The organism is Streptomyces sp. NPDC001351 (assembly GCF_042896045.1).
GTDB lineage: Bacteria > Actinomycetota > Actinomycetes > Streptomycetales > Streptomycetaceae > Streptomyces.
Window position 1 is genome coordinate 166,559 of sequence record NZ_JBIAWS010000015.1, and the last position, 12,834, is coordinate 179,392.

Sequence of the window (12,834 nt, forward strand, 5' to 3'; positions counted from 1 at the left end):
TACCTGAGCATGCACGGCCGATACCTGGCCGACACCTCCGAGGTGCCGGTCCACGCGCTGGGCCGGGACACCTCGTACCGCCAGTGGAAACACGACCTGCACGATCGACTGCACGAGCCGCTCCGGACGGCACACCACCGGGGCTGCGGGCTTCAAGACGCCGTCGCCGAGCGGCACTTCACGCTGATCGTGCTCGACCGGGGCAACCCGGCAGGCTGGAGCAAGACCGTGCGCGACGCGCTCGTCCACTCGACCGACCACAGCCTCATCGGGGCGGTGCCTTACGCAACGGCCGGGGGCAGCAGCCGGTTCGAGCTCTGGGCGCCGCAGAGCAACCGCTAGCCAAAGCCAAGCAGGGAAGTCACACAAGTAGGCACGTAAGCCCCGCGTCGGCCGTCATCGGCCAATGCGTGGCCGGACCTGCCCGCGCCACAACATCGGCTCGTCCACCGCAAACCACCTCTCACGATGGTCGGCGTCCTGGAGCACCAGCCGCATCTCCCTCCGGAACGCGGGGCCGTGCCCGGGCACCTTGAGATGGCACAGCTCGTGCACCAGCACGAAATCGAGCAATGGTGGCGGCAACTGCATGACCGCCCAGTGGAGCGTGACCACACCGTCGGGCCCGCAGCTGCCCCAGTGGTCCGGCAGCGCCCTGACCTCGATCGCCTTCGGCGTCACACCCACGCGGGACTGCAGAGAGGGCAGTCTTGCACGCATCCACGCGGTGCCTCGCTCGGTGTACCAGGCGGCGATGGCCTGAACGCTCTTTTCAGGGCTTGCGTAGTCGGGCAGTTCGAGCCATCCGCCGTACAGCCGCACTCGTCGCCCATCCTCCACCGGGATCAGCCTCAGCCGGTAACGGCGGCCCAGATACGCGAAGCTGCTGCCGCTGACCAGTTCCTTGACCGGCTCGGGTGGCCTCTCGCCGCGCCGTCTGACCTCCTCCGCGAGGCGTGGCAGACGCTTGCGCACGGCCAGGGCCACGTCCGTCGGGTCGGCGTCCGCGGGCACGGCGAACAGCACCCGGCCGTCCGGTGCGACCTCGATCCCGAGCGTCGAGCGCCGGCGCCGCACGTCCACATGCCACCGCCACTCCGGAGGGAGCGAAAGGGCGGCGATGGCCTGCTGGACGGAATGACTCACCGGCCACTTCTACCATTTCGCCACCGGCAGCATCCCTCAGGCGGCACCATCATGGGGAGTCCAGCCCTCACCCCGCCGTCCGTAACGCAGGAAGTCCTCGTGACGCTCGACGGCCAGCTCCAGGAGCAGGTTGGCCAAGGGACCCGTCACCTCCCAGTCAACGTGTACCTCGTCCTCCAAGAAGTTGCGCAGGTGCTTGCGCACCCGGTTTCTCGCCTCGGGAAGCCGCTGGAAGTTCGGGGACTTGACGAGGACGGCCACACAAGCCGCGATGTCCCGCGCGGCCTTGACCCTGTCCACCGACTCCGGCACCGCCGACCCGTCGGCCTCCTCGTAGTCACGGCACAGCAGGCCGTGAATGGGCTGCTCGGTCCACGGGTCGAGGCCTCCCTCCCCGGTCGCCCGCTCGCTCTCCGCCTCGCGCACGTCGCGCGCCAGGCTCTCCAGCGAGGCTGCGGCCTGCTCGAAGTCCTCCTCCATGCGCCGGATGACCTCTTCGAGCCGCTCGCTGAACCTCTCGTAGCGGGCACGATCGGCGTTCAGGCGGGCGGTGATGTGGGTCCGCAGACGGCTGCTCAGGTACGACACCCGGGCGCGGGGATCCGGGTTCGACAGGACGCGTTCCAGGAAGTCGGCGGCGGTGAGCTGTACGGGCGGCACCCGTTCCTCGATGCCCGAGATGGTGATGTGCCGGGCGATGAGGTCGCGCACCTTGGCTCCGTACCGCCGCGGGCTGAACTCGTCGCGGTCATCGAGGTGGCGGGCGCGAACGAGGTACTGGACGACGCCCACATCGCACGCGAAGGCCTCGTACCGCAGGGCGTTCGGCCTCGGCAGGACGGCGCTCAGAGCGGTGAGGAAGGAACGGACCCGTTCGTCGAACTGACCTCGCAGCAGCGGGTCCGCAAGCCTGGCCAGCAGGTCCTCACGCTGCCTCTCGTCACCGGGCTCGGTGGTACCGAGCACGGCGAGGAACGCGGTGAGGCTCTGGTGCCGGTCGGCGAGCAGCGCATCCGCTGCCGCGTCCGCCTGGAGCCACAGGCGGTCGCGGGTGGGCTGGGGTCCAGTGTGTTCCGGGTCCAGGTGGTCGAGGGAGATGTCCTGGTAACCGAAGACGGCGCGTAGATGGGCCTCCTCGTAAGCGGCCAGGGAGCGCGCGAGTTCGGGGCCCACCCCGACGTAGTCCACGACCAGACCGAACTCCTTGACCGGGTAAGGCCTATTGGTACGGGCGATGCCCTGGAGCAGTCCGGCACCCGCCAGCATCCGGTCCAAGTAGAGCACCTGCTCGGGCGGGGCATCGAAGCCAGTGAGCAGCATGGAGTTGACGACGACGAAGGCGACAGGCGCGCCGCTCCCCGCGGCGCCCGGACGCGCCCGTCCAGTGGTGTGCCGAGAGTTGTAGTTCCAAGCTCCGCCGCCGTTCGTCGCCCGGCGCCGCCCGGAACGCCGCATGCCGGTGCCCCAGGGCTGTCCCAGCCCCGGTTCACGCGCCGGCACGCCCTTCTTGAAGCGCTCGATGTGATCGTCCTGGCGGCTCTTGTCCGTCCAGCGCCTCCAACTGACGTCGTCCTTCTGCCGGTTCGCGGAGATCACCGCGGCGATCTCGACGCGGGCGAGCAGGTCACGGTAGTTGGCGAGCCGGATCAGCTCGCGCTGTTCGGGGTCCGTCTCCCGCTCCTCGGCCTCCGGGTCGTACCGTACGTCGCCGAGGGTGTCGATGCGGCTGACGAGCCGGTCCCGGGCGGCGGTCAGCTCCCGCTGATAGCTGACAGCCGCCCGCCGGGACACCGCGACGACCTGGGCGCCGAAACCGTCCCGCATGGCGGTGGTGGCCCAGTGCCACATCATGTGCTCGGCCTTGGCCTCGATGACGGACGCGGCCTCCAGGATCTCCCTGCGCTGCCCGAACCTCCTCAGCACCCGGAGGCGCTTGGCGTGGTCGACGGGGATGCGCTCGTCGAACCCGGCGTCGAGCCTGGCCTTGTCGAGCACTTCCATCGGCACACTCTCGGCCGCGTACATCACGGGGACGACGGCACGGTCCCGTTCGGCGTCGCGCAGCGTGTAGGTGTCGAGGAAGGGGCCGAAGACGTCCTCTGTCGTCTTGCGGACCTGGGTGATCAGAGGGGTGCCGGTGAAGCCGAGCATCACCGCGTTCGGCAGCATGGCGCGTAGCCGGGCGTGCTGCCAGGCGTACTGGCCGCGGTGGGCTTCGTCGACCAGGACGACGATGTCGTGCCCGCCGTTCGCCACATGATTGTGGACGTGGTCGGAACCCCCGTCACTGGGCCCGTCAGCGAGGAACTCCTCGCGCCCGTCGTACGCGGTGTCGTCGCGGCGCGCCTTCTGCAGCATGACCAGGACGACGTCGGGGACGTCGACTGCGAGGAAACGGCGGGCCTGCCGCACGCTGCGCGACCGGTAAATCCGTTCGTCGGCGGCGGCGAGGCTGCGGCGGATCTGTTTCTCGAGGTCGCGCCGGTCGGTGACAACGACAACCTTGTGCCCGGCCAGTCCCGGCGTGCTACGCAGATAGCGCACCAGGAACGCCATGGTGAGGCTCTTGCCGGAACCCTGGGTGTGCCAGGTGACGCCGCCGCGGTGATCGGTGTCCTTCCCGGCCGCATGCGCCTCCTGCCGCGCCCGCAGGGCGGCGGCGATCCGGTGCACGGCGCGGAACTGCTGGTAGCGGCCGACGACCTTGACGGTACGGGGACCGCGCCCGGCCTGGGTGGTGAAGTCCCGTACGAGGGTCAGGAGATGCGCGGGGCGCAGGGCTCCCGCGACGAGGGTCTCCTGGGCGGTCAACTGCCGCGCCTCGGCCGCGACCAGTTCCCCACGGACGGTCTGCTCGGTGGCCGGTTCGTATGTCCACCAGGCGGTGAAGCCGACGGGCTCGGAGGTGACGGTGCCCAACTCGGCGTGCGCACCGTCGGTCGCCACAAGGAGCTGGGCGAACCGCGTGAACTCAGGGATCGCTTCCGGCGCGTCCGCGCCCGCGTACCGCACGACCTGGCCGATGGCGGCATCCAGGGCGACCCGGCTTTCGGGGCCCGCGCTGACGGACACCTTGCACTCGACGACGGCCCAGGGCAGACCGTTGACGAAGAGAACGAGATCCGGTGTGGCACGCCGTAGACCATCACGCTCGACACGGAACTGCGAGACCACCAGCAGATCGTTTCTGCACGGGCCGCCCTCATCCTCGCGGGCGGGCTGCTCCCAGTCGACGAGACGAACGTGCTCGGGCTGCCCCTTCCGCCAGCCGGGCAGCGTACGGGCGTTGACACCTTCCCGGAGCATCCGGGTCACTTCGAGATTCCCGGCGACGCCACGGGACGCGTGCGGGTCCTGTCCCTGGCCGCGCCCCATGAGCCGGTCGAGGATGTGCCCCAACTGCTCGGCGGATAGCCAGGGTTCGCCGTCCGGGCCCGGATTGAGGCGGGATACAGCATCGAAGAACCGCCGCTCGTACACGACATCGCCGTACGAGGCGCGACCGGAGTCGGCGGGACTGGTGGCCGGCGAGCCGGGCGGGGCGCCCTCAAGGTGCGTCCACCCCATGGCGACGAGCTGGTCGATCAACGGCCTCTCGACCAGCTCGTACTCCGGCTGCGACATGCTCCCGCTCCCCGCCCGTCGTCACTCCGAACACCCCTTGCGAAAACAGGGGTAGGAGCGAGTCTAGTGACAGGGACCGACAGTGGCGCCGCGGACCGACAGCCTCGTCCCCTCGTTCAGGCGGCGAGCGCGGACGGCGTAGGCTCCGGCTCCCCAAGGCGCAGCTCGAACCAGATCGACTTGCCGCCCTCGTCACCCCACGGCCCCGGGCCGATCGCACAGCCGCCCCAGCGGTCGGCGAGCGCGTCGAGAATCAGCAGCCCGCGCCCGGCTTCCGCGTGCGGGGCGGTCGCAGCGGGTCCGGTTCCCGGAGCCAGCGGCAGATCAGGGCACGTGTCGTACACGCTGACCCGCAGCACGGGATGCAGCCACTGCATCCGCACGGACGCGGGGCCTTCGGTGTGCCGTACGGAGTTAGTGGCCAGCTCGCAGGTCAACACCTCGGCCCGGTCGATGAATTCACCGAGTCCGTGCACACGGAGGACCGCCCGGAGGGCGACGCGGACGACACCGGGTCCTCGGGGGTCGTGGGGGAAGTGCAGCTCGTAGTGCCAGGGAGCGGCGAAGGGCAAGGGCGAGGGATGCGGATGACCCGACAGGGGGTCGAGGCAGGAGAGGAGGAGAGACGGGTCCGGGCTCTGATATGTACTCACGTGGCACCTCCTGGGTGCGCGTTCGTGGCGGGTCAACTGGCCTTGTGACATCGGGTGTTCACGCCGACTGTTCGCGGTGGCTTCGCCGCGCCGGGTGGGTGCGGTGCGCTTCGGCGGCCGAGGTGAGGCGACTGGCACGCATCACAAGGTAGAGACAAAACTCATAACGGTGCTACTCGGTTACACAAAAGAGTTATTCATTCACCTCCAGTGGACCGCAACGAGATGAGTCGGCACACTGTGCCCGAGCAAGGAGATTCCATGGCGCCACGACAGTCCCCCACGATCCTGCAACGCCGCTTCGGCACCGAACTCAAGCGGTTGCGTGAGGCAGCCGGCATGTCTGTTCCCGCGGCGGCCGAGCACCTCGACACGGACCGCACGGTCATCTCCAACGTGGAGGCGGGGCGGTTCGGTATCAGCGAGGAACGGCTCCGTCGACTCGCCAGCATCTACGAGTGCGACGACACCGCCTTGATCGACACTCTGGCAGCGTTGACGGGTGGTCGCAGGTCAGGTTGGTGGGATGAGTACCGAGGCAAGATTCCGCCGGGTTTCTTGGATGTGTCGGCCCTGGAGGACTACGCGGTGCGGCTCCGCACAGTCCAAATCGCCCACCTGCCCGGGCTGTTCCACACCGAAGACCACGCACGCGCCATCTTCGACCTCGCGACTCCGCCACTTCCGAGGCTGGAGGTCGAACTCCGCGTCGCCCACAGACTGGCCCGTCAACGCGTGGTGTCCGGAGACAATCCAGTTCCCTACATCGGAGTGATCCACGAAGCCGCCATCCGGATGGAGATCGGTGGCCGGACGGTCACCCGCGCCCAGCTCCGGCACCTCGTTGAGGCGAGCGACCGTCCGAACGTCGTGCTGCGAATCATCCCGTTCGGAGCCGGTGGCTTCCCACTGCTCGGCGACTCGTCCGTCCTCTACGTAGAGGCCCCAAACCCTCACCTGGACACAGTCCAGCTGGACTCCCCGACCGGTGCCGTCTTCCTCGACTCCCCCACCCAACTGGCCAACTTCCGCACTCGACTGGACTTGGTCGAAAAGGTGGCGTTGACTCCCACCAAGTCGCGAGACCTCATCCGTACCGTCATGAAGGAACTCTGAGGGGTGACACACGTGTCCGGCCTGCGCTGGGTCAAGTCGTCGTACTCGGACGAAGGGGGCAACAACTGTGTGGAGGTCGCCGCCGTCGAGAACGCCGTAGCCGTACGAGACAGCAAGAAGCCCGCTCAGGTTCTGGAATTCAGCCCGAACGCCTTTGCCTCACTGATACGCAACGTCAAGGCGGGGCCGCCAGGCCCCCGGCCCTCGTGACCCGCCACCCCCAAGATCAGGCGGCCGAGGCTCGGACCCGCCCGGCGAGCAGATCTTCTACGACGGCCTGTTGGATGGTCCGGAGCTTGGAGATCTGCCGTTCCAGCGCGCGACACCGCGACCGCACAGCACGGATCGGTTCGAGGTTCCGCCGCTGCTCCTCGATGGGCGGAACCGGAACGACCATGGCTTTCACTTGGGTCGAGTTGATCGACGCGAGGTTGGTCGTCTGCTTGCCTACGCGCTGAAAGTACGCCCGCCCCTCGGCAGAACCCGTGTACAGAGCCAGGAAGCCAGGGTCCATTCTGCTGCCACAGCGCACGCGGAAAACATGGTTCTGGTGCAGACAGGGCTCAATACGACCGTCCCAAACTGCCCCACGACCAAGTTTGTCCAGGTCTCCGCCCTCGGTCAGCAGGAGATCTCCCTTCCGCAAGGCGAAGCGCTCAAGCTGCGTGCCAAGAATGCGTACGGACTTCACATCTTGGGTGTCGATGCGTCCGTCCAGGACATTGGCCACGCGCAGATACGGTAGCTCCAGGGTCCCCTCGCCAACCAGCTCGGCGCCGAGAGTGACACCAGCGGCGACCTCTGCGATCGACTCTACGGTGACACGTTCCCAGTGCGGTTTCAGCGCCAGCGCTTCGGCGGACAGGGCCTGCTCGGCGACACCGAGCTTGGAAAGCATCCACTCAAGCCTGACGATCCGCCGCTCGAACGCGGCATGGGCGGCGACGATTCGGTGCTGCTCCGCCTCGGGCAGTAGCGGCACAGGCACCTGACGCAGCATCGCGGAATTGATCGTGTAGAGACCCGAACTAGTAGCGCATCGATTCCTCCAATAGGACTGCATATAGCGAGAGTTCAGCCAAATCAGCCCAAACTCAGGCGCGACTTTGGAAAAGCGGATGCGAAACAGGTGGTTCTGGTAGAGAAGTCCGCCTTCCCTCGATGAGACCATGGCACATCGGCCAATCTGGTCAGGGCTAGCATGTCCCTCCACCATCAAAATATCTTGGACAGCCAAAGCGTACCGGTCCCGATCTCGGGAGTACGCCTCAAGCTGCGCGACATCGGATGAGTCAATCCAACCCCGCTGAACATTCGCGACACGCAGATATCCCGCGGGATTCTCCCTTGGTGCTCTGTTCGGTCCCAGAGTGATGCCAGCACCAATGGAGTCTGCGACCTCCTCCAAGGGACGCGTGGCTTCCATCAAGCGCGCAGGCAGAGCATCGTCACCGCGCATACCCCAACTCCTTAAGCCAGCCCCCCAGATCCCCCGCAGCCGCCTCGCTCTCCCCCTCCAGGTCCTCCAGCGAGACCTCGTACTTCGCAGCCCAGCCCCTGATCACAGCGGCCAGCTCGCGGCGCCCTGCCGCCACTACGGCGTCCAGGCGGCCGGACAGGCCGGCGGCGAGGACCTCCAGGGTCACCCGCCGCGCGCCGCCCTCCTCCGCCTTGACCAGTTCCGCCGCCGCCTTGAGGTCTTTCATGAAGCGGTCATCGAGAGCCGCACGGCGGCGGGAGGCAGCCGTGCGGTCCTTGCGCAGGCGAGCCACCTTCTTCTCCAGGCGCTCGATCTCGGCCGGGTCGTGATCCTCCGTCGCTGCCGCGTCATCTGGGTCATCCTCGTCACCGGCAGTGCCCACCGGCGCCTGCAGCCCCGCCAGTTCTGCCTGCGTCTCCTTCAACGCCGTGTCCGCACGCGCCAGTTCGGCATCCGCGCGAACCACTTCGGCCAGGAAATCCGGGATCAGCGCCCGAACCACCGGTTCATCCAGTGCCCGGCGCCGGTCCGTGGCCGTCACCGACGGCTTCGTACGGCCCTTCTTGCGGCCGGTGCCGCCGTTGCCCGCGTCATCGTCCTCGTCGTCGTCCGGCAGGACCGGGTCGACCATGTTCTCGACGGAGTCGACCCAGCCGTCGAGGACCCGGTCGTACCCTCCGGCGGCCAGGGCCTTGAGGTCGTACCGTACGGCCATCCACCAGTCGGCGACGATGCCCGCCGCGTCATGGTCTTTCAGCACGCCGACGCCCCGCTGCGCCTCGGTGAAACCCTGCACCAAGCGGGCGCGCAGCCGCAGCAGCTTGGGGTTCCCGATCAGGGCCGTGATGTGGGGTTCCTGCTGACTCCACCACTCGTCAAAGGCCTCCCGGACCCGCGCTTCCTTCGGCGCCGTAAGAGTCGTGATGCGTGCCGCTGTCGCCTCCGGACCCTCGGGGAGGAAGTCGACGTACTCGGGGTCGTGGTCCCGGCGGGCGAAGAGGTCGGTGACCTCCACCCCGTACGCACGGAAGGTGCCCGTCTTCGGCTCGATCTCCGCCACCGGCACGCCGCCGTACAGGTGGGCCCGTACATCCTGGGGTTCCGGCGGAGGTGAGTTGTCCACCCAACGGCGGATGTTGAGGTTGGCGTCGGCTGCGAGCAGAGCATCGACGCCGACGAGGGCGGAGTAGCCGGGCTCCTCGCGCCACTCACGGTAGACGGCGACGAGTTTTTCCGCATGTTCCTCCCCCAGCTCGTTCTGGTTGCGGGCGGCGCGGAAGTCGCGGTCTGCGTTGATGAAGAGGACCTGCCCGGCACGCTTCGGGGCTTTGCGGCCCGGTCTGCGCAGCACGAGAATGCAGCCGGGGATGCCCGTGCCATAGAAGAGGTTGGGACCGAGGCCGATGACGGCCTCGATGCAGTCGTCCTCCAGGAGGCGGACGCGGATGTCGCGTTCCTTGCCCGCCCGGAAGAGGACGCCGTGCGGCATGACCGTGGCGGCCACGGCATCCCTGTTCTCCTCAAGCACCGAGACCATGTGCTGGACGAACATGAGGTCGGCCTTTTTGCCGCTCTCGGGGGCGTATCCCCAGTGCATGCGTCGGCCGTGGTCCTCATCGGCCTTCTCGACGAGTTCGGCGTCGTAGTTCAGGGAGAAGGGGGGGTTCGAGAGGACTTTGGTGAAGGTGCGCAGCCGTTCACCCCCGGTGAGGTGCAGGGGTTCGGTGAGGGTGTCCCCGTGCTGGAGATCGAACTCGCGGATGCCGTGCAGCACCATGTTCATGCTGGCCATGGCCCAGGACGAACCGCTCTTGTCCTGGCCGTTGACCGACAGGTCGTCCGGGCCGCCGCCGCTCTCCTCGACGTACTCGTGTGCGGCGATCAGCATGCCGCCGGAGCCCGCGCAGGGGTCGTAGACGCTGTCTCCCGGCTTCGGATCTACCAGACGCACCATCATGCGGACAACCTCGCGGGGAGTGTAGAACTCACCGCCGCGCTGGCCGGCGCTGTCCGCGAACCGGGCGAGCAGGTACTCGTAGGCCGCGCCCAGCATGTCGGGAAACTCGAAGTCCTCGTTGCGCAGACGGTAGAGGCTGAAGTGCCGGATGAGGGTGCGCAGTTCCCGGTTGGTGAAGCGGGGTTTCGTCCCGATGACCTCGTTGAAGCTGATGTGGCTCGCGATACCGGCAAGCTTGTCGTTGCTCTCCTGGATCGCCGCGAGCGCTTGGTCGAGGCCTTCCCCGACCTTTTCCGTGAGGGCAGAGACACCCGGTGCGGGATCGTCGGGGGTCCTCGGGTCGATGTGCGGACCCTTCCACCAGCGGGCACGTGGCGGGACGTAAAAGACCCGAGGGTACTTGTCCGGGTCGTCGGCCCGTCTCAGAGCCTCCGTCTCGTCCTTCTTCCTGTCCCACGTTTCCTGGTAGACCCGCCTCCACTCCGGCTCGAACTCGTCCGAGGCCCGCTTGAGGAAGAGCATCCCGAAGATGAAGTCCCGGTACTCCGAAGCGTCCATCCGGCCACGCAGGATGTCGGCGGCGGAGAAGAGGTGCCGCTCCAGCTGGGGCAGGGTGATACGGGCCAAGGTAAGCCAGTCCTTCGTACGTACGGCGTCGTGATCGGGGGAACCAAGACAGCCTAGTGGGGAAGGTGAGCCTGGCGGAAACTCTTCGTCCGGGTATCAGGCTTTGACCGTCACGATGCCGAGACTGACCAGCAACCGCCATACATCGGCTGATGGGTCACGCTCTGCCGGATCACAGCCGGGTGCGTGCCCCGTGCGCCTAGTCCAGTCCTCGTACGACTCCCCTTCCGCCGGGATGCGTCCGACCGTGAGGTCGCGGGCGGAGCAGCCGCCGTGAGGGTGCAGACACTGCCTGACCAGGCTGCGCGCGTTGCGTACAGCGATCTCCTCTCGGCCCAGGAGTGCCTGACCGCGCGCGCCGCCGAGGCCCTTGCCGCGGTCGCCGGACTGGGTGTCGTAGCCGGCGAAGCCATCGGCGTCGGGGTGGCGACGCAGTCTGTCGATGACCGTGGCGTTCAGTCCACCCTCGGGGCTGCTGTGCTGCTGGAAGTGGAGCAGCAACCACAGTTCGAAAGACGGATGCGACAGGGCGACCTGCACGCCCTTCTCGGCGGCGAGCCGCATAGCGTCCCGAATGTCATGCGGGGTCTTGTCGCCGGAGTCCCGGTCGAAGAGGGCCCACATCTCGGCGTCGCTGCCCCGGGCGGCCTCGATGACCGTTTCGACGACCTCCTTCGGCCGCAGTCCGTTGCGGTCGGGGTGCGGGCAGAAGTGCAGCCTGAAGCCCTTCTTACGGCCGTAGACCTGGTTGAGGAGGATGACGTAGTCCTGCTCGGTCTTGGGTCCCTCCGTGGCGATGTAGACCACGCGCTCAGAGGGGTCGCGGTAGGAGGACGGAGTACGGCGGACCGCGCCTCCGGTCGACCGCTGTCTTCTCTTGCTCACGCCGTGGCCTTCAGTCCCTCTTCCAGCAGGGCAAGCTGGCGTGCCACTTCTCCGTTGGTGAGGCGGGGTACGCCGCCGTAACCGCCCTGGAGATATCGGCGCACGAGATTCTCGTCGTTGCGGACCTTGCGGGCAGCGGTGAGAGGGTAGAGCTCCGTCTCCCCGGTACGGCGCTTCAGCGTGATCCACACCTGGTCGCGGTCCAGGGGCCGCTCGGCGACTGTCGGTCCGAGCAGCGTGGCGTCGTGCGTGGTGAAGACAAGTTGTGCGGTGCGCGGATTGGCGTCCCGGTCCTGGAAGATCCGTACGACCTCGGCCGCGAGGAGCGGATGGAGGCTGGAGTCGAGCTCGTCGACGAGGAGCGTGCCGCCTCTCTTCAAGACCTGGACCAAAGGACCAAGGAATGCGAACCAAGCGTGTGTTCCCAGTGACTCCTGGGTCCAGAAGTCGAGGGGTTGGTCTCGGTCTCCGGGTGCGTGATGCAGAAGTACCGGATCACCTGTCTCGGGGTCAGCGGTCAGATCCGTGATGCCGAGGTCGGCCGATCGCAACAGTGTGACGAAGCGGTCCCTCAGAGCGTCGTCTGCCTCGCTGATCAGCTCGCGAGTCCAGTGGGTGCGTTCCTCCACGTCCTCGCCCGGAATGACGAGCCACATGTTGTCCTGGAACCACCGGTGGATCGCGGACAGCTGCGGATGGTTCATGGCTGCGGCCACCGTCAGGAACAAGGAGTTCGGCCGGGTGAACTCCACAAACGCTTCTTTGGCACCGCGCAGCCCACGCCCGGGAAACGTGATCTCTCCGCCATCCGCGGTGGAACGGCTTGCATCACGGTCGAACCAAACCTGACGGCGCCCGCTGGGGTAAGCGTGCAGCCACTCGGCCTCCACTCGCTCGTCGGACAGCTCGAAGCCGTACGTGTAGCGCACTCGTTCACCACCCGTCGGAAGCAACAGCTCCACCTCGAAGAGGCTGGTCTCCTGTCTCCCCTCGGCATCGAGCGCGAACGGTTCCCTGGGCACGCCTGGGTTCTTGCTCCACTCGGCGAAGGACTCACGGACGGCTTTGTGCATGAAGTGCATGGCCTTGAGCAAGTTCGACTTGCCCGAGGCGTTGGCGCCGAAGACCCCGACCACCGGAAGGATCTTCAGTTCCCTGCCCTGCGACCGAACACCGGCCTTGCGGGCGAATCGCCCGTCCAACTCCGTCGCGACCAGCGACAGTTCGACCTCGTCCTTGATCGACCGATGGTTGGCCACACGGAAGCTGAGCAGCACAGCGGGCCTCCTCCCGGCTCATGAACGTCACGCAGGCCTGTCGCTTCACGCCTATACGTACGGGTAACC

The 12,834-nt window shown here is 67.3% G+C and carries 10 protein-coding genes; 3 read left to right on the forward strand and 7 right to left on the reverse strand.

Translation table 11 applies throughout. The features are described 5' to 3' along the window. Positions 1-9 precede the first annotated feature (9 nt). Positions 10-342 (forward strand): hypothetical protein, encoded by a 333-nt coding sequence (locus tag ACFY1U_RS40625; protein ID WP_390699058.1) that lies wholly within the window; start codon positions 10-12, stop codon positions 340-342. A gap of 54 nt (positions 343-396) precedes the next feature. On the opposite strand, the gene ACFY1U_RS40630 is transcribed toward ACFY1U_RS40625, so the two are convergent. The 3 genes from ACFY1U_RS40630 to ACFY1U_RS40640 all read right to left on the reverse strand — a co-directional run bounded on the left by ACFY1U_RS40630 (position 397) and on the right by ACFY1U_RS40640 (position 5,423). Continuing rightward, positions 397-1,146, reverse strand: coding sequence for a M48 family metallopeptidase (locus ACFY1U_RS40630; RefSeq protein ID WP_390699059.1), 750 nt, complete (start codon positions 1,144-1,146; stop codon positions 397-399). A gap of 36 nt (positions 1,147-1,182) precedes the next feature. After that, positions 1,183-4,770 carry a type I restriction endonuclease subunit R gene (locus ACFY1U_RS40635; protein WP_390699060.1) on the reverse strand — a complete coding sequence of 1,196 codons (3,588 nt, stop codon included), beginning with the start codon at positions 4,768-4,770 and terminating at the stop codon, positions 1,183-1,185. 116 nt (positions 4,771-4,886) lie between these two features. Continuing rightward, entirely contained in the window at positions 4,887-5,423 is a 537-nt protein-coding gene (locus tag ACFY1U_RS40640) for an ATP-binding protein (RefSeq protein WP_390699061.1), read from the reverse strand. 261 nt (positions 5,424-5,684) lie between these two features. On the opposite strand from ACFY1U_RS40640, the gene ACFY1U_RS40645 reads away from it, so the two are divergent. Together ACFY1U_RS40645 and ACFY1U_RS40650 are read left to right on the forward strand one after the other, a co-directional pair. Next, entirely contained in the window at positions 5,685-6,539 is an 855-nt protein-coding gene (locus ACFY1U_RS40645) for a helix-turn-helix domain-containing protein (protein WP_390699133.1), read from the forward strand. 3 nt (positions 6,540-6,542) lie between these two features. Beyond that, positions 6,543-6,749: a DUF397 domain-containing protein gene (locus tag ACFY1U_RS40650; protein ID WP_390699062.1), complete on the forward strand. Its 207-nt coding sequence runs from the start codon at positions 6,543-6,545 to the stop codon at positions 6,747-6,749. Between the two features lie 16 nt (positions 6,750-6,765). On the opposite strand, the gene ACFY1U_RS40655 is transcribed toward ACFY1U_RS40650, so the two are convergent. From ACFY1U_RS40655 to ACFY1U_RS40670, 4 genes are all read right to left on the reverse strand, one after another. Further along, positions 6,766-7,998 carry a restriction endonuclease subunit S gene (locus ACFY1U_RS40655; RefSeq protein ID WP_390699063.1) on the reverse strand — a complete coding sequence of 411 codons (1,233 nt, stop codon included), beginning with the start codon at positions 7,996-7,998 and terminating at the stop codon, positions 6,766-6,768. Beyond that, positions 7,988-10,603: an N-6 DNA methylase gene (locus tag ACFY1U_RS40660; RefSeq protein WP_390699064.1), complete on the reverse strand. Its 2,616-nt coding sequence runs from the start codon at positions 10,601-10,603 to the stop codon at positions 7,988-7,990. The genes ACFY1U_RS40655 and ACFY1U_RS40660 overlap by 11 nt, the downstream gene beginning before the upstream one ends. A gap of 96 nt (positions 10,604-10,699) precedes the next feature. After that, on the reverse strand, positions 10,700-11,488 hold the full coding sequence (locus ACFY1U_RS40665) for an RloB family protein (RefSeq protein ID WP_390699065.1): 789 nt from the start codon (positions 11,486-11,488) through the stop codon (positions 10,700-10,702). Further along, positions 11,485-12,765: an ATP/GTP-binding protein gene (locus ACFY1U_RS40670; protein ID WP_390699066.1), complete on the reverse strand. Its 1,281-nt coding sequence runs from the start codon at positions 12,763-12,765 to the stop codon at positions 11,485-11,487. The genes ACFY1U_RS40665 and ACFY1U_RS40670 overlap by 4 nt, the downstream gene beginning before the upstream one ends. Positions 12,766-12,834: the final 69 nt, after the last annotated feature.